The sequence below is a fragment of the Paraburkholderia hiiakae genome (assembly GCF_904848665.1).
In the GTDB taxonomy this organism is placed as follows: Bacteria; Pseudomonadota; Gammaproteobacteria; order Burkholderiales; family Burkholderiaceae; genus Paraburkholderia; species Paraburkholderia hiiakae.
In genome coordinates this window covers 49290-71291 of record NZ_CAJHCQ010000027.1, presented here as the reverse complement: position 1 = coordinate 71291, position 22002 = coordinate 49290, and the positions used below count along the sequence as shown (strand labels likewise).

Below are 22002 nucleotides of genomic sequence, written 5' to 3'. Positions count from 1 at the left end.
AGCGGTAGCGCGCCCCGCGTCGCAGCACGACAATGCGTGGGCCGTGCCTGTACTTCCTACGCTCATTACGCGCTGTACATGCGGGCGAGTTGCGCCGCTTCCGCGACCAGCTCAGCACGCAGGGGTGCCGGACCAAGCACTTCGACCTTGGGTCCAAACGAGCGCAACCACCAGCGCAGGCGCTGGCTCAACATGACGGTTCCCTGAACATAGAGGGCACCGCCCTTGCTCGACGCTTTCTGGTCCTGTGCCATGGGGGCTTCGAGCAAGTGATCGCCCGCATTCGCGACGAATTTCAACTTCAGCAGCACTTCCTTTTCGATCATGAAATCGAAACGACGCTGCCTCTTCACGTACTCGTCGAGCGAGAAACCGGGCGGATACACGAACGTGTCCGGCAAGGCCTTCGCCCGCCACAGGCGATCCATCCGGTACATTGTCGGCTCGGGTTTGCCTGGCGTCGCGCCAACCAGATAGACGAGCCCGCCCACTTCGACAAGGCCGAGTGGAAGAATGGTCTTCGGGGTCTCGTTGTCCGCGTTGTCGCGACGCCGATATATCATCTCGAGATTGCGCTCCTCGAAGAGCGCCCTGGAGACAATCGCAAACACTTCGCGGTTGATGGCCGGATAGTCGAGCGCAAATCCGCCGCTCTCCACCGCGACCTTGCTCGCCCAACGCGCATAGCGCTGCTCGGTCGAGTTGTTGGTGCGCTGCAAACGCGCTTGCGCGACATCGAACATCGAAGACAATGCATCGGCCACTAGACCCGGAATTTGCCGCGACGAGAAGCGTCGAAGTGTCTGAAGCGCAAGGGCCTCGTCAAATGTCATCATCGCGCCCGCTCGCGCGGCCATGCCACTTGCGCCGGCCTTTCTGCGCCATTCCAGCGCGACGCCGCTCGGCCGCATCTCGACCAGGCCGCTCGCTTCGAGCTTCGTAAGATGCCGGTTGATGGTCCTGACAGTGACCGTCTCCGACATCAGCGCGTCCTCCATGATGCGCTTGTGGATTTCAGGCGTGGTGAGATAGTGGTCCTGCGTAGCCGCGTCGGGCAGAACACGCATGATGTCGCGGTCGAGCTCTTGCATGAGAGGGCGCTGGGTTGGAATGAGCGGTTTCAGGAATATCGGCGCCACGCCCTGAATCTTGAGCGTGGCACCTCGGCGGCGGTCGCGCTATCGCGCTGTCCAGAGCCGGTCAAGAGCCGCGAGTACGTCGCGCGCGCCGCCGCGAAGCCCGACTCCGCGGTCTGGATCAATATCGGGCTCCCGCGAATTGATGCGAATGACACGTGGTCCGCAGCGCTCGCTGAAGCGTCTGACAGTAGGGAGCGAAGTGCCCGCGCCCAGTTCAACCACCACGCGACGCGTGCATCCTCGCAGCCAGGCGTCGAGCCGCGCACGCTGGCGTTCCTCGCGCGAGTCGAGCCAACTCCAGTCGTAGAACATCAATACGTTCGGCCGGGCCAGAGCAGAGCAACGCGGACAGCGCGGTAACGCGTTCAGCAAGCGGCAGGCTACGGGGTCCACCTGCGGCTCGAATCCATCCGCCGGCCAGATAGCCTGCGAACACGGCTGAGCACATTGAAGGAAGTGAATGGAGCCGTGACACTCCGCGACAGTTTCCTCAGGAAATCCCGCTTTCTGGAATTGCCCGTCGACGTTGCTCGTAAATACGTATGCACCTTGCTCCATGCGTTGCGCCCAACGACGCAAGATGGCAAAGCCGCCACGAGGTTCAATATGACGGTAGAGTGACAGGCGGTGGCCGTAGAACCCCCAGGCCAGCGTCGGATCCGTCTTGAACGCATCCGGATTCGCGATGGACTGAAACGGGATTCTCGCGTCACCCAAGGCGGGATACGCGGCCCACATGCCCTCGTTTCCGCGAAAATCGGGCAGGCCGGAATCCACGCCCATTCCGGCGCCCGCGGTAATCAGCAGACCGTCCGCATCACGCAGCCAGTCCACTGCGCGCTCATAGCATTGACTGTCGGTCATTGAAAGGCAACCTCGGGATTGTGATGGGTCTCGACAACCAAACCAGTAGCATAGACGCCGCTCGCGTCATTTCGCGTCTTGTTTGACGCCATGGTGCCAGTCGATCGTCGCAGTGAATGAAGCCCTCGCACGACAAGGACACGATTTGTCCCAACAGCGCTGGACAATCGAAATCCAACGGATAGTCGGGATGTACCCGTCGCAGGAGGAGCACATTGATCATCGAAGCCGGGAGTCTGGACTTCGTCAGCGTGGAATTCGTTCGCCTCGCACGGTACCGCACACGACGCCAAGCCCGAAGCCATCGGGCGCCGACTTACCTCGTCCGATATAGGCTGGAAGGCCTTGCCACCCGCGAAGCATGGGTCGACCCTCGAACGAAACCACAACTGGTCTGGCGCATCCGTTCGAGCCACCCGCAGGACTTCGTGACGATCGAACTGAGCGCAAACGGCAATGTGATCGTCGAATGGACCAATCAGGCGTTCGACGCGCTATTGAATGAACTCGGCGATACCTCGGGCGAAGCGGACTGACATGCATGCTGCGCGCGACGGTACCCGCAAGCAGTCAACGCTTCGCCTTGCCTCGGGCGTTGGAGCAGGCACTCGCCGCACGGCAGCTGCCGATTCAAGCCTCCTGTTCGTGTGAGAGGTGTCGATCAAGGAGCGGCCGTACATCGACGCGACCATTTTCGACGTCCACTTGGGTAGCAAGCCACCATGCAAGGTGCGGCTCATCCTGTACGCGTTCAAGTACGCCAACTTCCTCGAGGATCGCGACCAGCCTGCTGGTATCGGGGGCATTTCCGTTCCCATTTCGTGCCAGCCTGTAGGCTTTGCCCATGCCCCAGCGCCCGTTCGGGTCTCTCGCCTCAGTCGCGCTATTGTGCAATCCGAATGGCTTCTCGCCGTTTTCCTCCGCGGAAACGAGAAGCGTCAAAGTCCTGTTGACGATCTCGTCGCTAAATTCAAGCACTTGAACCGCGTCGTCAGCCGTCGTTTCGATACTGGCGGCGTCGATTCGGTAACGGAAGGGCGTCGCCCTTCCCAACGTCTTGCATGGAACCCAGCCGTCCCTCGGTTCATCCGAGACAGCGACTTCGTCGTCAATCGGCGGATTGCCGGACGGACCGTCATCCCCCAATACAGCGTCTCCCGCCGATGCCGGATTCAGATCGTAGCCAATCATGAACAGTGCAGATTCGAGCGCTCGAAGTCGCGTGCCCTCATCGGCAATCAGCGAGAAGCTGCTAAGGCGCGAATCTTCCTGCGCCAGGACGTCGGTCAGGATCCAGTTGGCTCGCATATTCCATTCGGCATGCATCGGCCCCGACTGCAAGCGAGGGAAAGTCAGATCTCCGTCACGCGGATTGCGCTGCTTGGGAGCTCGCGCGTTGGTCGCCTCGTAGCCCGGCGCCCAGGGGAAACGCAGTCCATCGGGCACCCTTGAAATGCCGCGAGACCGGCAATACTTGACCACCGCCCATCCGAGAGCCGCCGCCACCCGGCTGTCGTAAATGATGAAGTCACCACATACCAGCGAATAGACTTTCGTCATGCCCGCGTTGAACCGCAACTCGCCAGACTTGAGAATGGCATGGGTCGTGTCACCGGCTTCGAAAGCCAGGCGGGTCGCGTTGATCAGTTTGACGAGTCCCGCCTCGTTTCGCAGCAACCAGTTAACGTTTCCGCGCCGTACACCGCCCCAGATCATGACGTCGATTGCGGCAGCAGCCGCGTCGCGGTTGCTACACGTCGAGTCGAGCGCGGCCAGGAGATCGGACTGCAGTTTGGCCAGCGCTTTCGCATTCGATGTGAACGTGTTGCCTTCCTCCACCCCAAGGCGATCGATGGCGTCGTGCCGCCAGGCGTACTGGACATAGGCGTCGTAAAGGCTGCGACACTCCCACTTCATGCCGCTTTTCCTGTTGCGATATGCATGCGCAAACGTTTTCCTATCGAGATGCTCGCTCATCCACACAACGAACTTCTTCACTTCCCCAGTCAAATATTCGTCTTTCGTCATTCGTTAACTCTCAAACATTCACGGACACCGCTCGATATCGGCGTCCCGGTTAGCGACTTTAATTGCGGCGAGCGCGCACGCCCGTACGGTCTGAATAGGCGTCCATCCTGCGACGCAGCCGATTATCCAGCATCATCTGGACAATCGATGTCCTGATCGCCCAGTTGCAGTCTCACGCGCGTCGCCGCTCGCCTCGTGCTTCGCATCAGGACAGCATCTGTCCTGTTGATGCCGGATGCTTACACCGTCATCAATCGACGGAGAAGCCGAAATGAATACCCACGAGATCGACCGTGCAGCCGGCTTGATCGCAGACGCGGACGCGTTGATCATTGCCGCTGGCGCAGGCATGAGCGTCGATTCCGGACTGCCGGATTTTCGCGGATCGCAAGGTGTCTGGACGACGCTCGGCTCCCCTGGCGCGACGAACGACGGCCTGCACGAACTGTTGCAGGGAAGTTGCTTTACGGCCAACTCGAGGATGGCAATGGAGTTCTATGGCCGTGCACTGGACGTATGCCGAAGGACCACACCTCATCAGGGATACGGCCTGTTGCTCGGATGGGCCCGCAAGAAGGCGCACGGCGCGTTCGTCTACACGAGCAACGTTGACGGGCAATTCCAGGCTGCGGGATTCACCGAGGCGCACATTCTCGAATGCCACGGCTCGATTCATCATTTCCAGTGCGCCCGGCCATGCTCGCCGCATATCTGGCCCGCGAGCGAAATCAGCAAGTCGATGCGAACCACGCATTCCGCGGATTGGCCGCGTTGCGCCCGCTGCGGCGGACCTGCGCGCCCGAACGTTCTTCTGTTCTCGGACCCGGCGTGGCTGGTCTCACGCACAAATGCGCAACGCCTGAGATTGGAGGTCTGGCGCAGCGCCCCCGAGAATCCCGTGGTCATCGAAATTGGCGCGGGACTCGCGCTCCCTTCGGTACGCATGTTTTCCGAAAGTCTGCGCATTCCGCTTATCCGTATCAATACGCACGATGTCCATGCGGCCATAGCAACCGCCGTCACCCTTCAGGGAACGGCGCTCGCGGTGCTTCAGCGTATTGACCGCGAACTTTCCCGGCGGCTTGCGCCGGCGAACCCATGACCGCCAAGGTCCGCTACACTTTTTCATCTTCCAGTAGCGACCACATGCATCTAACTCTCGAAGAATCCCGTACCTCACCGGAGAGAAAGACTGGGAATCCTGCTCGCGTGCCCGCATATCCTATTGCCATTGCTGCCCCGCCAACCCGCTTGAGAGCACCAACATGCCCCAACTCATCGAACACATCGACGCGATTGCGCGCTCCAAAAAGCGTGATGTCCTGTTCCTGACGTTTACCCATGACGGCAAGCGCGATTCAAGTCGATTCACGCAGAACGGGAGTCGTATCGAGATACTGAAATGGCTCGACGCGGCCGGTATAGGGTGGCAACCGTGTGGTGAAATCGCCTCGGAGTATCGCTTCGCATCTTACGACGGTGCGATTTATATCGATGTTGCGTACGACGTGCTCGATCCGGTGTACCAGAAGCTGCAGTCGTTTCTCGAATATCCGGATGGCACAGTTCGCTTCCCCGATACGAGTTTCTTCGTGCTGGATCTCCAAACGGCCATGCAAAATTCCCACCATGACGAGCCCGGCTTTTGGGAGCGCGTTGCCGACAACTTCTAGAGTCCAGAGTCCACTAAGTCGGATGCGCACGCGGAACGGGCAAGTGACGCGAGATAGAAAAAGGTTTCCGTGCAAAACCCTTTAAGCCATACTCGTTGGCAATGAGCGGCACTGCTATGCGCCCCACAGAAAAAATAACGTCATAAAAGCGAAAATGAGCCAGGACCAAACACACGAATATCGGGGATACCGCCTTGTGGCCAAACCAGCGGAGAACGGTGCAAAATGCTGGGCCTGGCGCGACGGCGTGCCCGTCCACAAACTGACCGGTTGCGACGTGCCGGACGCCATTCAAATGGCCCGTAAGGAAATCGATTCGGCGCTGGGCGTGGCCGCGCGCGAGGGCGAGGCCGGAGACAAGGCATACACGCGCGCGCTGGAGGCTATCTTGCCTGAACTCAGCACGGGTCAGCTCAAAATGCTTCAAGCCCACTATCGCGCGCCCGAGCACATCATGACTGCAACAGAGCTGGCAAAGGCCGCCGGCTACTCGAACTACAGCGGAGCCAACCTCCAGTACGGCAATCTCGGCAAAGCGTTGCACGAGCATCACCCCGTCGATCTGCCCGTGCGTCGCAATGGGACGCTCATCTATACCTGCGCCCTGGCGGACTCACCGGACCTCGCGCCTACTGCGACCGAAGACGATTCGCACTGGCGCTGGCGTATGCTGCCGTCGCTAGCTTTCGCACTGCGCGCACTCGGCCTGGTCGAGCAATAACGCGTACTGCTGTTGCGCCGACGCTGCAAGCAAGCCCTGACAACCAACTATGACCCGACAACGATTCGCCCCGCTTCTGATTCCCGCCGACGGCGGCCAGCCCGTTCGCCTCGCCTCGATTGCCGGACAAGATGGCACAAGCGATGTCAGCGAGGCCGATATCCAGAACTACGTTCATGCGCAGCCTGGATGTCTTCCCATCGCCGAGATCGATCCGATTTTTGCCAATCCCGTGGCGATCTGCCGTGAGCTTCCCACGCCGGCAGGTCCGATCGATAACCTCATGGTGACGCCGGCCGGCTTGCCGGTGCTCGTGGAATGCAAGCTTTGGCGCAACCCGCAAGCGCGCCGCGAGGTAGTCGGACAGATTCTCGACTACGCCAAGGAACTCAGCCGTTGGTCATCTTCCGATTTACAGCGGGCGGTGCGACAGCGTCTGAAGTGCACTGGCGACCCGGTGCTCGAGAAGGTAAGAGAGATTGCCCCGGAAACCGACGAGGTACTGTTCAACGATGCGTTGACCCACAATCTGCGTCGCGGCCGTTTTCTCCTGCTCATCGTCGGCGACGGCATCCGCGAAGGAGTCGAGGCAATCGGCGACTATTTGCAGGCTCACGCCGGACTTCACTTTTCCCTCGGGCTCGTCGAGCTTCCGATCTTCGCGTTGCCCGATGGCAGCCGGCTCGTCGTGCCCCGCGTGCTTGCGCGCACAACAGTCGTCACACGCACCGTGGTCGCTGTCCCGGAGGGCTTTGCCCTCGAGCCGACAGACGAAGAAGCGACCGAGGTGGCGCTGAATGCGAACTCTGGGCTCGGCAGCGAGCAACAGCAGTTCTGGCAGGGGCTGCTCGACCGGTTGAATCTCGACGATCCAGAACAACGCGTTCCGGGGGCCCCCCGCCAGGGATATCTCAACTTCATGATGCCGGCACCCGGCGGCACATCCTGGATAAACGTCTATCGAAACCGCAAGCTGAGCGAGATTGGTGTGGAACTGCTCTCGACGGCAAGCGGAGCGGGCGCCTACGCAAGACGGGTCATTGCCGACGACTGGCCAACCGTGAAGGTCGAACTCGGGGGCACGGCGGAATTGACCGAACGGGACGGACGTCCTCTGATCGTGGACCGCCGCACCGTTCCCGGACTCGACACGCCTGAAATACGGGAACAAGCATACGGGTGGCTCGCGGAGCGCGTGAATACGTTCGTCAATGTCATGCGGCCGCGGGTGCGTTCCGCGGCAGCGGACTACGAACAGCACCCCGACTAGTGATGAGACGCTGGATCCGCGCACGCCTAAAGTCCAAACCTGCTGCGCCGACATATCGAAGCGTGCGAGCTCACCTGGCGCGAGGATAGCCGCAACGCCAGGTGCTTGAATCGTCACGTCAAACCAGGGGAATACAATGTCTATTGAGGCGCGATACACCCCCGACGAATTGACCAGCGAGAAGCTGGACAGTCTGATTGCTTCGAGGACGTCGTTTCAGATCATCAGCATTCAGCCTATGAGTTCGGTGGCGGAAAAAGTCGAGAACCACATGGAGAAAGCCGGATTGAGCTGCCAGGTCTATACGGAACACCGTTCTGCGGCAATGGCAGGCTCGCTCTTCGGCGGCGTGAAGGCGCTCGCCGACGTGGCGTCGGCGGGCCATCGCGGCTCACAATCTCGCGACGGTGGACCCCGACTATGAACTTGGCAAGAATCAGGTGAAGAACCATCTCACCGTTGTCTACAAGAAGGAGAATTGATGGAAGGAGGTGGCGCGCGATGCGCTGGCCACCTCCTTGCTCACTTCACTCTTGCTTGTGTGCAGCCCACGAAGGCTGCAGCGCATAGCGGTGCTCGGGCACTCGAAGCACGTGAGTAATTCGCTGCGGGGCTTGCTCGCGCGACGGCCGTTCAACGTGGTAGTCGTTGCGCTGGCCAACAAGATGGCACGCACGATCTGGGTGCTGCTTGCCCATGCTTGTGCGTATCAACCCGGTTACGTGGCGCATGCTACGTAGAAGATCAACCAACTATGGAGATGTGGTCGCTAACAGGTTGCGCAGGCTGATACACATGTGATGGCGAAACAGGTCGGACCGTGGGGAAGCAAACCTGGACGTCGTCTTGTCCTTCGAGGACTCGTCGGAGATGAGGCCTTCCCCAGCAGATTCCATCAGGGCCCAGCGGATCATCGTCCGCAGCACAGGCCGGATATAAGTCTGCAACCTCACGGGCCAGCGCGTGGGCGGGGGTTTCCCATGGCATCCCGGTGCATTATGCGCACAACGGGCTGGTGCTGGGTGTCGAGGCGGCCGAGCAATACCGCCAGTCTGCCTCGCACGTGGCGCCCTCGCTGCAGGTCTCGGTAATGAAACCCGGCGAGCAGACGTTGATCACAGTCTGACGGTGTGCGCTGTGCCGGCTCGCGCGCCACGGGTTGGTTCGATTCCATCCCAGGCCACCAAAAATTCAAGCAAAAAGCCGTAACGAGTGACCGGACGGTCGAAGGCTAAGAGCTCGCTTTGGGTCGCCCGGCCAAGGCCGTCCTAGCAGCATTCGGCCAAGAGGAGACCTTGGTCCGATTCCGTTGTCAGACATTCGGACGGCAGTTCCGCACAGGACATCTGGACGCACAATTCTGTGTCGCGACGCGTTATGAGTTTTACGAGGTACCCCGCAAAACTCATAACGCGTCGCGCACTGGTTCCAAAGGGCCGTCGATCAGGGGGCGCTCAGCAATACCTGGGCGTGGCCATTTGCTGTGTACTCGCTCGCCCAGTGCTACGATCTTGGCCAAGGAGTGCCGCGCGATCCGGTAAGGGCCACAGAGCTGTACAGAATCGCCGCAGACTCGGCAGACGGGTTTATCAAGACCGACTCCGTAGGGAGACTTCGTGCCCTCGGATAGATTTAAGCGTGGCCCGGCCTGGGCTGTAACTCGCGACCAGAACTAGAAAAATGGACCATCAACAAGACAAAGACGCTGAAGACTTCCAGGACAGGATGGAAAGCCAGGCTTTGGAGCTTTTGCGTGTCTTCGAGAAGAAAATTACCCAGTTGATCATCGATCAACACGAGCAAGGGATCCACGGCTCCTACAGGAATGCCGAGGGGACGATCGTCACGGCCGAAAGGGACAAGATCCGAACCCTTTACCTGACCGAAAAAATGAACGTCCTCCACGATCAGATGAACCAGCGTGGCGGACAGTTGAAGCACGCTTTTCGTGCGGTGTACAAGCAATTCCACGTTCTCGGCATACGGAAGCTGCGAAACGCACTGGCTCACGCGGGCACGATCACCGACAGTCAGCATCAAGGTTTTCTTAACTACCTCTTGATGAAGGAGTTTCCAGTGCTGGGCATTGATTTTGATCCCGATTACGACAGGGTCATGTTCCCGGTGGACTTCGCGCCGGACGTCCCATCGATCGGGCTCGATCCACGGAACACTGGCGAACCGGATGAATCAATCGAGTGGACATATGTACCGTACGAGGACTGGAAATCGTTCATCGACAGCATTCCGGAGAAGTATAAGGGCCCTCCTTACGTGCCGTTCGATCAGATTCCCCCAGAATATCTGGCCGATATTGACCCGACGCTTCAAAAGGCGCTTGAGTATTCATGGAACGATAGTCGGGCGGAACACTTCATCAACCAGGTCACTGAAGGCGTCCCTTCGGACTATCGGAAATACCGACGACCATTCTCCGAGATTCCAGCGGAGTATCTGGTGGACCTTCCTCCGGAGTACCTGGAGCGTTTTAAGGCCGAATGGCGAATCAACGCCGAGCCTGGCACCTCGATAGCTGTCCACTCCATTCCGCGTGAGTTCGTGAAGGCATACGTGGCTTTTGATCAGATACCGACGGAATATCTGTTCGGTGTTCAAGCAACCGAACTAGGGGAGGCGCGTGAAATATGGAAGCGCCTGGTAAGAGAAGAATACCTGCGGACAACTATCAGCAAAATTCCACGGGAATATTTGTCGCCGATCTGGAAAATTCCTAAAATTCCGGCCGAATACCTCGTCACGCTCCCCCCCGAGTTCCTGGAGATGACCAAGGAGCTAGGAAAAATACCGGCGGAAGATCTAACGTCTTCGGATGCCCAGCTAGTGGCGCAAAAGGTAACAGAACATTTGAACGAAAGCCAATGGCACGCGTTTTGCGAGTTTAGGCGGTTTTCAACCACCTAGACGTATTACACGCGCCCAACAACGTGAGACGTTCGCGACGTCGTTCACGGTATTGGCGAACGCATGAAGGGCCGGCAGAACAGTTCGTGTTTTGCCGGCCCTTCAATTTTCCGCCGCGGCAAACAGCGGCGAGTTTCGCCCTCTTACATGTTGTTATCGTGACCCCAGGCGTTGCCGGCCACGTCGATGGTCCCCGGCCCTCCGATCGTTGGCAAACCGGAGCCCGGATTGATGTCGACGAGCTGGTTGTGCCCCCACTGATTTCCCCCCACATCGATCCCACCGGCGATGTTGCCGACAGTCGGCAACCCCGTTGCCGGATTCAACCACTGGGGCGGTTCCGCGCCGCTTGCCTGCGCTTGATCGATGGCGGCTTGCATCGTGGAGGCGACGAGTGCCCGATTGGAGAATTGCGCATAGGTAAATACCGGCGTGCCGACGCGTTGCGCTTCGCCTTCACGCCGTAGCGACTTGCTAGCGACAAAGACCGGCTTGTTGCCCGTATTAAACCGGATGGCGTTTCGCTGGAAGACGAGCGAGCACGCGCGCCATGCCGGGAACTTCCGCTCCACCGTCCGGTTCATGGAGCTGGATATCAACGCCACGACCGGCGCCGTCACCGGCGTGCCGAGAAACGTTGACCAATGCCACAGCAGGCCAATCAGCATGCAGGCGTGTGGCACGAACAGGGAGATGAAGGCGACTTCGAATGTCGCGCCGCTGTCTTTTGTCGTCAGCCACGCGATACCCGCCCCGATCGGGACGCTCGCGGCGATCATCTTGAATGGGTCGATCGTCTCGGATAGCCAGGCGAGGAAGCGGGCAAACAGAAGACCTGCGACAGACAGCACGACAGCCCATGTTGGGCCCGAAAAAAACTTGACTGCGACACACACGACGAGAATCGGAACAATAGATCCGAGCACTTCCTGCGCTGTCATCCATCGCCGGACCATCCGGACAACCTCGTCATGTCCGGGAAGATCGACATGCTCGATCATGGATCGGAATTGCTTAAGCGTATTGGCCATCGGTATTCTCAGGTTAGTTATATTTTTGCAGGGCTTCGTCGGCTGCGTGGTCGTGCTCCCCCCAAGGAGCCGCGGCGCGGTGCGGTTCTATCGAACTCCCCTGCCAGGCAATTTTACCCGGGACAGTTGATGACGCAACGTATGGGGAGGATTGGCGTGGCCGGATCTTTGAGGCGTGCGTCTTCGTCCTGCAGCGCGCCTTACAACGCCTGCCAGGGCGCTCAGGTGCTGCCCGTCTCGCGATTATCAAAGGCACCGCGGACGGCCTCGATGGCGCGCGCCGCCAGCTGCGCGTCGTCGAACTGCGGATACGCCTTTGTGAGCTTGCCGTAGACCTGCCAAACGTTTTCCTTGAGCGAGCGAATAGTGCGGCTCGCGTCCAGGTCAGGCATCTCGAGCACCTCCTTGAAGCGCTCCTGGACTCTGTGGAAACTCACCGGATCGCGAGCTTCGTCGGTCATTTCCTTACGACCCGTGCTCGACGACCCGAACGGCGTACAGGACGTGCTCGGTCAGGTCAGGGTATGGGGTGGCTGGCTGTCGTGAACATATTGTTATTGTTCACTCGGGCTTGCTTGGCAAAGCGTAGGAGAATGGGCGCAAGCGCGAGCAGGACGTCCACATCGGGGATCAATGAGTGCAGAGTGGTCATCACGAGGCTCTTCCGATTACCTTCCTGTTTCCCGGTCTGTTCAGACGCTTCCCCGATCACTACCCGTGAATCATCTTGCTGGGGCTGTGATGTTGGGGCTGAATGGCGGCGAAGACATGCGCCTCCTTCTGTAGAGCCGTGACAATTTCAAGGGTTTGGTCACACAAGCCGAGGCCACCAAAATGCGCGAACACAGCACGCGCTCGCCCAAGCGATGCAATCTGCTCTGAACACACAAACACAGTTTCACGGGCATCCCCCGCAGTCACTGTGTCCTGAAGAATCCGCAACTGCTGGATGATCTGAGTCAGGAATAAAAATCCATCACTCTCTTGCGGAAGAGTCAATGTTAAGCGGTCGAGATCATCAATAGATTGACGCAGCCGCGACGAAGTAGCGCGATCCATTTTCACCTATCCCTCGTTTTCCGGTCTCAATCGATTGCCGCAGCGCACGCATCCGTTGGCGCGGCGGCAACGTGCCCGACCAGCGGGATAACCTTCAGCCCAGCCGACGCAATCCGGCAAGGCGCCGCGGCTACGCCACAACCGGCTAACCCGGCAGCGATCCATAACACAGCTATCACGCGCTTCATTTTTCGATCCTCTCGATGCCGGGCATCCTGTTTTCCTATGCGAGATTCCGAAGCACGCGCTTGAGTTTGTCGTGGGCGTCTCGCAACTCGCTGTATGCGTACGGGAGATTCCCGCCTTTGCTGAGTTCGTTCGCCACAACGCTCTGCGCAGACTCTATAGTTTTCAGCACATCTTTAAGTTCACGCACCACCTTGCTCTTGTCGTCCATTGCCGTGCCCGCCAATTTTGCGATCAAATTCCAACCAATCGGCGGCACGCCGCGAGACTACTCGGGCCGCTCTGGCCATACACCGCGAAACGGCGGCGCTGGCCAAGATGCCGCAATTCCTCGCGCCCCAACGCTTCGAGGTCACCCGCAACTCGATCGCCAATCGCGATGTCTATGCCTGCGAGCAATTCGAAGACGGCAAAGTCGCCTTCGTCGATCTGAGCGATAAACATGCCGCGCCTTTGATTCACCGCAACAACCGTCCCTTCCTGCATTCCTTTCCTCCGTTGTTTTCCGATGCGCTTCGTCAGCTCAGACCAAGCTTCTTCTTCGCGTACGCTTGGAACAAGCCGACCGAAACTGTAACCAGGCTAGACATAGCCGCGCCAGGCAACTCCGTTCTTACTTTATCCCACACAGTCTTCTCCGAGACCGCTTCGGCAAAGTCGTGCCCCTTCGAAGTCAGCCGAAGCGGCAAAACCGACCATGACGCGTATCCATCTACGCTTTTCGTCAAACCGAATCCGCGGTCTCCGTCGTCCTGCTCGATAAGACCTTGGTCCTCAAAATGCTTCATGTGAAATTCGAACTCGGCCGTTTGAAACGAAAGTCCAGCGTCGTCGAAATCTTCGATGGCAAACGTAGGGCTCGGATGACTCAGGATGATATCGATCATCCGTTTAATGTATTCGTGGTCAATTCGCATAGCGTTTTGCTAGCGTTATAGCGGATTTCCGAATCCACGTCATTCAGATCCGTCACCGTAATCGTGCATCTTCCGGGTGTGCCACCCACAATAACGGTAATCGAATCACATCGGTCATCCTCCGGGTGCCATTGCACAAAATCTCTGTATGGACGGACGAGCCCGCCTCGAGTCCCGAGCAACGCGGTTGCCGGTTTCGACAGGCGATTTTCGACATCGCCAGCAGGGAGTGACAGGCAGCACGCTAGGCGATTTACCGCCTCGGCCGCAAACCGGCGACGATGCCATCGAGTAACTTTTTAACAATGTTATGAAGCCGCTTTTTTTTCGAACATTCCAACTTCGACGTGCATAGCGAACCTGCCCGCAATCGGGAGCTTAACGTCCGAGGATATACTGACAGCTGAGGTACCTGACACTGCCCACCAGACTCGCGCCACGTCGTCGAGCGTGGTCAATTGCACTTCAAGGCTTGCTCCGTTCATCGGTCTCTGAGGTGGGAGCACGAGCTCGTAAGCGTGGTGGTGTTCGAACTGCTCGCCCGAAGGCGAAGCAGACGGCGCGGCCCATACGCGTTGGAAGCGCATACCGTTTTGGCCCGCTTGCGCAAACGCGGACATGCCGACGTTGTAGGCCAAGACATTCTCAATGTCGAATCGACCAGCTTGACGCGAAGTGTAGACCCCGGACAATATTTTCGACTCATTGTTCGGCATCCGCTTTATGGCCGCCTTTAGACGTGCGCACACGCCCTTCTCTTCGACCGTTTTCGTATCGAACGGCAATCGTCGCGTCAGCCACATCTCGACAATAGGCGTTTCAGAGAAGTCGAAAGCATGTAGGGTCATCCCATCACCTAGTCGGCGCCGCGCGCCAGTCCGTTTTCCGGGTTATTCGCTGCTCGCACTACGACGTGCGCGAGCTATCGCATCGGCGGCGACTTTCTCGTGGACGCGAATCCTATGTGCACGAAACTCGAAGTCCGGCCACCGATGCGCGCACTCATCCAGCGCCCGCTCGGCATCGGCTTGCGACATCGCCCGATCGTAGCCGGGCCATGATTCGTAGATATCCTCTCCCTCGCCCGGTCGCACGAGCCGGACAAAGCGTTGAATGATCCAATCGTCGCTAAGGGGAATCGTCATCGCCTTCCGACGTCTACGCCGGCTCCATTGTCTCTCGGGACACAATCGGTCGCGAGCGCATAAAGTCAGCCGCGAACTTCAAGGCAGCGTCTCGCCACCTATTGTGTGCAACATAGCGTGGATGACTTGTCCTGTAGCAGAGTGCGCGGCCGACTCGGAACTGCCACAGGCAACGCGGCTCAATCGCCGCGCTATCGGTGCGATCAGGGAAATAGTCGCGTAAGTATCGATCATACGCCGTCCCTGTCGTGAAGAGGATCACATCCGGATCCGTCACGGTGATGTGAGCGCGTAGCAAATCCTGCGACAGAGCCTGGATACGATCGAACGACTCGGCTACTGTCGGCGAGCTCCCGGCATGACTCACGCAGAACAGATTCGCCCAACCGACAGCGATTTCAGCATCCGGAAGTTGGGCGTGCATCGACCGCTTCACTTGGCGCAGGAACTGCAGGAATTTATGGCGTTCGGGTGGACGCTCTAGCCAACGAGCGTGCGACCGCATCGACTCGACAACATAGTCAATTCCGGGCGCCTCTCCCTGCTTAAACCTGCATTCGTTGTTTCGCCAGGATTTCGTTTCCATCCCCACAACAAGTACACGATGTTTTGCGTCGCCGAAGTTCGCTGGAACAGCGGGAAGGAACAGGCCCGAAAGCTGCTGTGTGTCTCCGAAGACGGCACCAAGGTCCGTGGTCGCGAGGATGTCAAGATAGCTATGTGCCAGCGCGAGTGCGTGGCTGTCGGTCTCACTCGTTGTGGAAGTCTCGCCCATGTTGATTGTTTGCTTGTTCGTTTCGAGCCACTCAAGATCGGATGTCGCGCTGAAGGGACCGTTCGCGTACGAGCTTTTCAATCGCTTGCACGCCGGCTTGCATCCTCTCCACGGCAGAAGGGTTTGCAGAGTGAATCCTGATCACTGGCGGCACGAATCCTCGAAGAGCGACGGCCTCTTCGATCCAGACGATGACGTCGTACCCCGTACCGCGAATATCATCCCCCAAGTCATGATCCAAACTGAGTTCTGTGACGCCTCCTGCGTCGAGGAGCCGGATCGCCTCGGAAGGCCAATACACTCGATGCCATCCCTCTGGCGTCGCGCGTTCGTCAGCAAGAAACAGCTTCATCATTCTGCCTCTTCCCCCCGTTTTCCCTTCTTTCGCGCACACAATGACGACGTTCGCCCGCCTACTTAACCCGGGGCAGTACGATTTCCACCGGAAACCCGGGGGTGAACGCGACGATCGCATCGTGGACCCTGTCGTAACGTATCTCCAGCATTCCGGCAGAACCTCTCATAACGAGAATTCCGTGCTCGCAGCGGAAAAACATCCTGCTCGACGTGTCGCCGGTATTCGTGACAACAAAATCGTAGCCGCTGCGAGCGATAATTGTCGAGTCGATATCGTCTTTAACTTTCCACGATCCAACGAACTCGTCCCCAGTCCTTTTGCCGCAGGCAACCAAAAGCGATGATGCGCTGATGGCTAGGAGTGCCACTACGGCAATGGTCTTCAACCCATTTTTCACGTTCTTCGAACGCGGCCGCTCGATGGCACTGCCGCTTTCCTGCGTTGTTTTCCGCGCCGTTGTTTAACGCACCTGAGCCGCGGCACGTTCCTCCGCGTCCTTCCGCTTCTGCTCTTTCGCCAGGTGATGGCCGACCGCGCATCCGACGATTGCGCCGGCAACCGCATGATGCCCTGCCACGTGCCCTGCTACGGCGCCCACGGCCGCACCTTTTAAACAGCCTGCCGCTTGAGCGTTGCCGGCTGCAACGGATAGCAAGGCTACTGCCATACAAAATGCTTTCTTCATTCTTTTGTTCCTTCGTTCGTACTCGCCCGCGTGGGCGTATCTTTTGCGTTTCCTAGTTGTCCAAATTGCAGTCGGCGAGTTCAAACCTGTACGACAACCTCGCGCGGACGATCGGCGGTTTTTGAGGAATGCCCCATGCACACAATAACGCGTCGAACGAAGGCGCGGGCGGGCCGGATTTCAGTACCGGCAGCTCACGTCGTGTCAATGTGTACTGGACACGCTCACTGGGGGTGGCTCCAGGCCGCTTAACGCGCTCGAGCACGCCGTGACGAACCGCGTACTGAACTGCATCAAACGCTGCGCGCGAATTCGACGTCCCGCTTGCCGCGATTTGCTTGACTGTCGCCGCACCATGCTGACGTATCCATGCGCAAAGCTTTTCGGCGTTATGGTGTACGTTCATCGGTATGTTCCGCTGTTGGTGACTCTAAGAAGTGCCTCTGGCCAAGCTCCGAACGTCGCTGGCGTCTCTTGCCTAACCCTTCCTTATCGGCATCTGCACCCAAATCTGTATATCCAAACGACGAATCTGACTAAAACTTGTGCAAAATGCATTCAATCGAATAGGTTGACTGCTGCGAAGGCTTCACGGAACTCTCGCTGCGATACCTCCAGATACGGCGCAACATGGTCGATATGCGCGTGACCCAGGAGAGTCTCGACCGTTTCGAGGGAATGTCCGTTTGCGATCAAGCGCGTTGCAAACGTCCTGCGTCCCGAGTGACTGCTGTAGCCCACACCGAGGCCCGCTGCGCGGTACAACCCGGTGACGTAGCTCTGCAGGCTATCGGCAGCCCAATATTCCACGGGTTCGCCATCAAAGCTAATGTGACGCTTTACGCTCAGTTCGAACGGGCCGCCTTTCTGCGTGAGGATGAGACGGGTCCGAGGCAGGAGGCCTCGGCATTCTCGCCGGTCTAAACCTGTGCCTGCCCCGCGCGCATAGCGCCAATCCACATAGCGATCAAACGCCTCGATTGCTCGCGGGTGCGCGACGAAGACGCAGCGCGCCCGACAACCCTTTGTGATGCTGCCGGGAAGGTGGATCTCCTCGCGCCGTGTTCCCGATTTTGTCAGCATTTGTTGCACTTCGAGGCGCGCAATCTCAGTTACGCGCATGCCGCATGTGACGCCGAGTAACAGGACCAAAGTGTCGCGCGCAGGGAAGCGACTGGTAGCTTCGGTAACGCGAAGGAGGTGACGGAATTTGGCTGGGGTGAGGACTTTCGCGCGTGTGGGTTGCATGCTCTTCCTTCCTCGTAATACGCTCGTTTTCGTGCTCCGTTACAAGAGAAAAAGAACGGGTTACTCCTTTCCAGCGTAACCCGCATGAAGCCTCGCCGCCTCGGAAAAATGCCGGATGCGCGACGAACTACGATACGGGCGACATCCGGAACGGGTCGGGCAAACGGGCGCGCCGTCATCCCTGCTGACCGGCGCTTGCGGCGAACAGGCGATGGGGACGGTTAGTTGCGTGGTGAAAAGGAAGTCACATCTTCGGTTGCCTGCGCAACAACCTGTCGGTGTGACCAAGGGCGACGGCAATGCACGCGATCGGGATCGAGGGCTTGCCAGCGGAGCCGGACTCTGGCACAGCGCGGTGTCCCCGGGGCGATGTGCCGTCACGTCATGGAAGTGGCAACGGCCAATGCGCTGGCGCGTTTCATGAATCATGCTCATGGAGAAAGGGCTGGCTGTTGCCTCGCGTTTGAGGCAAGGCCGCGGGTCCTAACGCCTATCGGCTGGCGGTTCGCTACGTGAAGAGCGTGTCGCGGAAAACTCACCCGCCCGTATGTCGCCCGAGTCAAACGAAGGGGATGGGTCTGAGGGTGCCGGGCAGATGGAGCGGATGATGCGGCTGCCCGGCGCCCGTGATCTTCAGGCAGTGGAGATTGGGGATCCTCGCACGCACCGCCCTGTCGCGCCCGAGGTGACTGCCCAAATTGCCCCATGCGGCGACAACAAGTGTCGCGCTACGGGCGAGCCCGGTGAGGTATTGATCGTTTTCGGGGCCGACGGGATCCTCGGCTGCCAGCATGTCGCTTGGGTCGGTCGCGCAAAAGGCAAAGAGATTGGCCATGCACAGTGCGCTCATTCCCCAGGCCCTGGCAAACGAAACGCAGGTGCGAATGGTCGGGTCATCCTGCTGCTCATCGGCCGTGCTCGGGTTCAGTCCGATGAAGAGCACATAGGACCCATCGTCAAGCAGTCCACCAATGGTCCGCCAGAGTGCATAGCGCCACGTGCGGCACGGGGAGAAGACGGTCCGCCGCGCGGCGATCAGATCGATCGCAATCCATTAAGGTCCTCCGTTGATGCGCCGCGCAAGTGATGTGTGGGGTGTTCATGCACATTCGCAGGGTAGAAGAGTCGGTTCCGTAGATCCATTGGGTTGTCCCCGTCGCGAGAGCCGTCGAAGGAACGGCGGCGCGTATTCATTGCCCCCTCAGGTGCCAGCCGGAGATCGCCCGAACCGACGCCAGACGAAGAGGGAAACAGAAAAATCAACTACGATCGGGATCGGTAGCTTGAGGGAAAAGTCATCGGTGACGTGACCGGCGAGCGGTCGACCTGTCTCCTGGGACGTCCAGTATCTTCTTGGCGAATGCAGTCGCCTTACCGCGCGTGGCTTTCCTTACGCACCGGAGGACCTCGCCTCAGCGCGTCGGAGTCGGAGGAACGGCAGGGTTCGAGGCAGAGGCCAGGTGTTCGATCAGCAGCTTCGACGCCGCAGATAACCCATCGAGATCCCGATAGACGATCTGTAACGAGCGTTCGGCCCAGGGTTCATCCAGTGCTATTTTTACTACGTTGGGCGCCCCGTCTGGGATGCCGACTTCCGGCAACAGGCCAACGCCCAGCCCCGCCGCGACCATGTTTCTTACGGCTTCGAAACTCGTCACCTGGATGCGCAGCTTCAGACGGCGGCCATAAGCAGCCGCGGCTCGTTGGATCAGCGTATAGATTGAGGCTCCGTCCTGCATCCCGACGAAATCCTCCTCCAGCACATCGGTAAAAGTCAGGCTGGTGCGCATCGCAAAGCGGTGGTGGACCGGCACGACCAGGAAAAGGCGGTCGACACGGTACGGAACACAGACCAGTCGCTCCTGCGGATCTGTTACTGCACAGATGCCGAAATCGACCTGGCCGCTTTCAACCATACGTAACACGACATCGCTGGTTTTCTCCATAAGGTCGATCTTTATGGCGGAGTTGGCCGCCAAGAACCGGTTCAGTACCTCGGGTAGATAATGGGCCATGGCAGTGAAATTGACCGACAGCCGTACGTGTCCTCTTACACCGTTCGTGTATTCGCTCAGCTCTCCCTCGGTCTGCCGTAACTGCTCGAAGATACGTTGCGTGTGCCGGTAGAGCGTCTGGCCAGCCGCGGTCGCATGGACTCCGCGACTGTGACGTTCGAAGAGCGAGGTGCCCGCGTCGCGCTCGAGTTCTGTGATGCGTCGGCTGACTGCCGACGCCACAATGTGCGTGGCTTCTGCTGCAGCGGCAATACTGCCCTCTTCCACCACGGCAGCGAAAACCCTTAAAGACTCAAGATCGAACCGCATTGATCTGCCCCACTTCTCCGACAACGACTAACTTGTCCGCCGATTCGCCATCTCGATCCGGCATGGCTCCGCTGCTACAAAATCACTAGCGCGCGAGCGAGCCGACGGCTAGCATGATCTCCCCAATCCTTCAAACCAGCCGGCCGGCGCTATTCCGGCCGCCCCGCTGCCGATCACGGCCACGATCATAGCGTATGAGGCGGCCTAAGACACCGGCCCCCACATTTGTCGATTCGCGATGCCTCAAACTCTATTCGAAAAGATCTGGCGCCGCCATGCCGTTCGTGAAAACGAGGACGGCTCCACGCTGCTCTACATCGACCGACACCTGGTAAACGAAGTCACCAGCCCGCAGGCCTTCGATGGCCTCCGGCTCGCTGGCCGCGTGCCGCACCGTCCGGAGTCAGTTCTGGCGATGGCGGACCATAACGTGCCGACCACCGATCGTGCTCAAGGCGTGCGCGCCATCATCGACCCAATAGCCCGCGCACAAGTTCTGGCGCTGGAATCCAATTGTCGTGACTTCGGCGTCAAGGAGTTCCCACTCAACGACGCACGTCAAGGGATTCTTCATGTCGTTGCGCCTGAACAGGGATTGACATTACCAGGCACCACCTTGATCTGCGGCGACTCCCACACGAGCACGCACGGAGCGTTCGCGGTAATCGCTTTTGGTGTTGGTACGTCAGATATTGAGCATGTCATGGCCACCCAGTGCCTCAGGCTGGAGCGCATGAAGACGCTGCGCATGACGATCGACGGCGGGCTTGCCCCCGGCGTAACTGCAAAGGACGCCGCTCTCGCAATGCTCGGGCGTTTTGGCACGGCTTTCGGAACCGGATACGCAATCGAGTTTGCCGGCAGTACAGTGCAGGCTATGAGCATGGAGTCGCGTATGACACTGTGCAATCTCTCGATTGAGGCCGGAGCACGTTGTGGAATGGTGGCTGTTGACGATACGACGTTGCACTACCTCCGCGAACGCCCGCTCGCTCCGCAGGGTGATCAGTGGGACGCGGCCCAAGCATACTGGCGGACGCTCGTCAGCGAGCCGGGTGCCGTCTTCGACCTTGAACTGGAACTCGACGCAGGTACTATTCGCCCTCAGGTGACATGGGGCACCACGCCCGGCATGACATGCGCCGTTGACGACGCAGTGCCCGATCCGGAGCTGGAACAGGATCTCGTCAAACGTGAAGGGTTGCGCAACGCGCTAACTTATATGGATCTCGTGCCCGGGACCCGCATCCGGGACATCGTGCTGGACAAGATTTTCATTGGCTCATGCACCAATGCGCGGATTGAGGACCTGCGGCAGGCAGCGAGTGTCGTGCGCGGCCACCGTGTGGCGCGCAATATCGTCCAGGCACTGGTAGTTCCGGGCTCGGGCCTGGTCAAGCGCCAGGCAGAGCAGGAAGGACTCGACCGCGTTTTCATGGAAGCCGGTTTTGAGTGGCGCGAACCCGGCTGCTCGATGTGCCTTGGCATGAACGATGACCGCCTCAATGCTGGCGAGCGCTGTGCGTCGACCTCCAATCGCAACTTCGAGGGCCGGCAAGGACGTGGCGGCCGCACCCATCTGGTCAGCCCCGCAATGGCCGCAGCTGCGGCCGTCGCGGGTCATTTCGTCGACGTTTCCGCCCTCCTCTAAACACGA

28 protein-coding genes and 1 pseudogene are annotated in these 22002 nt (G+C 59.1%); 10 read left to right on the top strand and 19 right to left on the bottom strand.

What is annotated here, in order from left to right; translation table 11 throughout:
- Positions 1-65 precede the first annotated feature (65 nt).
- Positions 66-1091: a helix-turn-helix transcriptional regulator gene (locus JMY28_RS34375; protein ID WP_201700338.1), complete on the bottom strand. Its 1026-nt coding sequence runs from the start codon at positions 1089-1091 to the stop codon at positions 66-68.
- A gap of 87 nt (positions 1092-1178) precedes the next feature.
- Positions 1179-2003 carry an SIR2 family NAD-dependent protein deacylase gene (locus tag JMY28_RS34370; RefSeq protein ID WP_201700337.1) on the bottom strand — a complete coding sequence of 275 codons (825 nt, stop codon included), beginning with the start codon at positions 2001-2003 and terminating at the stop codon, positions 1179-1181.
- A 215-nt stretch (positions 2004-2218) separates the two neighbouring features.
- On the opposite strand from JMY28_RS34370, the gene JMY28_RS34365 reads away from it, so the two are divergent.
- Positions 2219-2539 (top strand): hypothetical protein, encoded by a 321-nt coding sequence (locus tag JMY28_RS34365; protein WP_201700336.1) that lies wholly within the window; start codon positions 2219-2221, stop codon positions 2537-2539.
- 94 nt (positions 2540-2633) lie between these two features.
- Here JMY28_RS34365 and JMY28_RS34360 read toward each other — a convergent pair whose 3' ends face one another.
- Positions 2634-4031, bottom strand: a complete 1398-nt coding sequence (locus JMY28_RS34360; RefSeq protein ID WP_201700335.1) for a hypothetical protein — start codon at positions 4029-4031, stop codon at positions 2634-2636.
- A gap of 271 nt (positions 4032-4302) precedes the next feature.
- Between JMY28_RS34360 and JMY28_RS34355 the strand changes: the two genes are divergently transcribed.
- The 8 genes and pseudogenes from JMY28_RS34355 (at position 4303) to JMY28_RS34320 (ending at position 10617) form a co-directional block, all read left to right on the top strand.
- Positions 4303-5133, top strand: a complete 831-nt coding sequence (locus JMY28_RS34355) for an SIR2 family NAD-dependent protein deacylase (RefSeq protein ID WP_201700334.1) — start codon at positions 4303-4305, stop codon at positions 5131-5133.
- Between the two features lie 163 nt (positions 5134-5296).
- The gene (locus JMY28_RS34350) at positions 5297-5704 is read left to right on the top strand and encodes a hypothetical protein (RefSeq protein ID WP_201700333.1); all 408 of its coding nucleotides are present in this window, start codon (positions 5297-5299) and stop codon (positions 5702-5704) included.
- A gap of 295 nt (positions 5705-5999) precedes the next feature.
- The gene (locus tag JMY28_RS34345) at positions 6000-6425 is read left to right on the top strand and encodes a hypothetical protein (protein WP_201700332.1); all 426 of its coding nucleotides are present in this window, start codon (positions 6000-6002) and stop codon (positions 6423-6425) included.
- Between the two features lie 49 nt (positions 6426-6474).
- Positions 6475-7695 (top strand): PDDEXK family nuclease, encoded by a 1221-nt coding sequence (locus JMY28_RS34340; RefSeq protein ID WP_201700331.1) that lies wholly within the window; start codon positions 6475-6477, stop codon positions 7693-7695.
- A 136-nt stretch (positions 7696-7831) separates the two neighbouring features.
- A complete protein-coding gene (locus JMY28_RS34335; RefSeq protein WP_201700330.1) occupies positions 7832-8119 on the top strand; it encodes a hypothetical protein in 288 nt (95 codons plus the stop codon).
- 145 nt (positions 8120-8264) lie between these two features.
- Positions 8265-8435, top strand: a pseudogene (locus JMY28_RS34330) (IS110 family transposase); the annotation flags it as partial.
- A 743-nt stretch (positions 8436-9178) separates the two neighbouring features.
- Complete coding sequence (locus tag JMY28_RS39590; RefSeq protein WP_201700329.1) at positions 9179-9325, top strand: SEL1-like repeat protein; 147 nt, start codon at positions 9179-9181, stop codon at positions 9323-9325.
- Between the two features lie 50 nt (positions 9326-9375).
- Positions 9376-10617, top strand: coding sequence for a hypothetical protein (locus JMY28_RS34320; protein ID WP_201700328.1), 1242 nt, complete (start codon positions 9376-9378; stop codon positions 10615-10617).
- Positions 10618-10760: 143 nt separating this feature from the next.
- On the opposite strand, the gene JMY28_RS34315 is transcribed toward JMY28_RS34320, so the two are convergent.
- The 16 genes from JMY28_RS34315 to JMY28_RS34245 all read right to left on the bottom strand — a co-directional run bounded on the left by JMY28_RS34315 (position 10761) and on the right by JMY28_RS34245 (position 20345).
- Complete coding sequence (locus JMY28_RS34315; RefSeq protein ID WP_201700327.1) at positions 10761-11648, bottom strand: hypothetical protein; 888 nt, start codon at positions 11646-11648, stop codon at positions 10761-10763.
- 221 nt (positions 11649-11869) lie between these two features.
- Positions 11870-12109: a hypothetical protein gene (locus JMY28_RS34310; protein ID WP_201700326.1), complete on the bottom strand. Its 240-nt coding sequence runs from the start codon at positions 12107-12109 to the stop codon at positions 11870-11872.
- A 250-nt stretch (positions 12110-12359) separates the two neighbouring features.
- The gene (locus JMY28_RS34305) at positions 12360-12713 is read right to left on the bottom strand and encodes a hypothetical protein (RefSeq protein ID WP_201700325.1); all 354 of its coding nucleotides are present in this window, start codon (positions 12711-12713) and stop codon (positions 12360-12362) included.
- 20 nt (positions 12714-12733) lie between these two features.
- Positions 12734-12895, bottom strand: coding sequence for a DUF6726 family protein (locus JMY28_RS39470; protein ID WP_328809858.1), 162 nt, complete (start codon positions 12893-12895; stop codon positions 12734-12736).
- Positions 12896-13127: 232 nt separating this feature from the next.
- The gene (locus JMY28_RS34300; RefSeq protein WP_201700324.1) at positions 13128-13379 is read right to left on the bottom strand and encodes a hypothetical protein; all 252 of its coding nucleotides are present in this window, start codon (positions 13377-13379) and stop codon (positions 13128-13130) included.
- A gap of 32 nt (positions 13380-13411) precedes the next feature.
- Entirely contained in the window at positions 13412-13780 is a 369-nt protein-coding gene (locus JMY28_RS34295) for a DUF2513 domain-containing protein (RefSeq protein WP_201700323.1), read from the bottom strand.
- Positions 13781-14118: 338 nt separating this feature from the next.
- Positions 14119-14658: a hypothetical protein gene (locus tag JMY28_RS34290; protein ID WP_201700322.1), complete on the bottom strand. Its 540-nt coding sequence runs from the start codon at positions 14656-14658 to the stop codon at positions 14119-14121.
- 42 nt (positions 14659-14700) lie between these two features.
- Positions 14701-14955, bottom strand: coding sequence for a hypothetical protein (locus tag JMY28_RS34285; protein ID WP_201700321.1), 255 nt, complete (start codon positions 14953-14955; stop codon positions 14701-14703).
- 13 nt (positions 14956-14968) lie between these two features.
- Complete coding sequence (locus JMY28_RS34280; RefSeq protein ID WP_201700320.1) at positions 14969-15730, bottom strand: hypothetical protein; 762 nt, start codon at positions 15728-15730, stop codon at positions 14969-14971.
- Between the two features lie 31 nt (positions 15731-15761).
- The gene (locus JMY28_RS34275; protein ID WP_201700377.1) at positions 15762-16082 is read right to left on the bottom strand and encodes a cyclic-phosphate processing receiver domain-containing protein; all 321 of its coding nucleotides are present in this window, start codon (positions 16080-16082) and stop codon (positions 15762-15764) included.
- 61 nt (positions 16083-16143) lie between these two features.
- Positions 16144-16473 carry a hypothetical protein gene (locus JMY28_RS34270; protein ID WP_201700319.1) on the bottom strand — a complete coding sequence of 110 codons (330 nt, stop codon included), beginning with the start codon at positions 16471-16473 and terminating at the stop codon, positions 16144-16146.
- Positions 16474-16548: 75 nt separating this feature from the next.
- The gene (locus JMY28_RS34265) at positions 16549-16773 is read right to left on the bottom strand and encodes a hypothetical protein (RefSeq protein WP_201700318.1); all 225 of its coding nucleotides are present in this window, start codon (positions 16771-16773) and stop codon (positions 16549-16551) included.
- 52 nt (positions 16774-16825) lie between these two features.
- On the bottom strand, positions 16826-17179 hold the full coding sequence (locus JMY28_RS34260; protein WP_201700317.1) for a type IV toxin-antitoxin system AbiEi family antitoxin domain-containing protein: 354 nt from the start codon (positions 17177-17179) through the stop codon (positions 16826-16828).
- 152 nt (positions 17180-17331) lie between these two features.
- The gene (locus JMY28_RS34255) at positions 17332-18021 is read right to left on the bottom strand and encodes a tyrosine-type recombinase/integrase (RefSeq protein ID WP_201700316.1); all 690 of its coding nucleotides are present in this window, start codon (positions 18019-18021) and stop codon (positions 17332-17334) included.
- Between the two features lie 559 nt (positions 18022-18580).
- Complete coding sequence (locus tag JMY28_RS34250) at positions 18581-19057, bottom strand: DUF1643 domain-containing protein (RefSeq protein ID WP_268960697.1); 477 nt, start codon at positions 19055-19057, stop codon at positions 18581-18583.
- Positions 19058-19433: 376 nt separating this feature from the next.
- Entirely contained in the window at positions 19434-20345 is a 912-nt protein-coding gene (locus JMY28_RS34245) for a LysR family transcriptional regulator (protein WP_201700315.1), read from the bottom strand.
- A 238-nt stretch (positions 20346-20583) separates the two neighbouring features.
- Here JMY28_RS34245 and leuC point away from each other — a divergent pair, with 238 nt between their 5' ends.
- A complete protein-coding gene (leuC, locus tag JMY28_RS34240; protein ID WP_201700314.1) occupies positions 20584-21996 on the top strand; it encodes a 3-isopropylmalate dehydratase large subunit in 1413 nt (470 codons plus the stop codon).
- Positions 21997-22002: the final 6 nt, after the last annotated feature.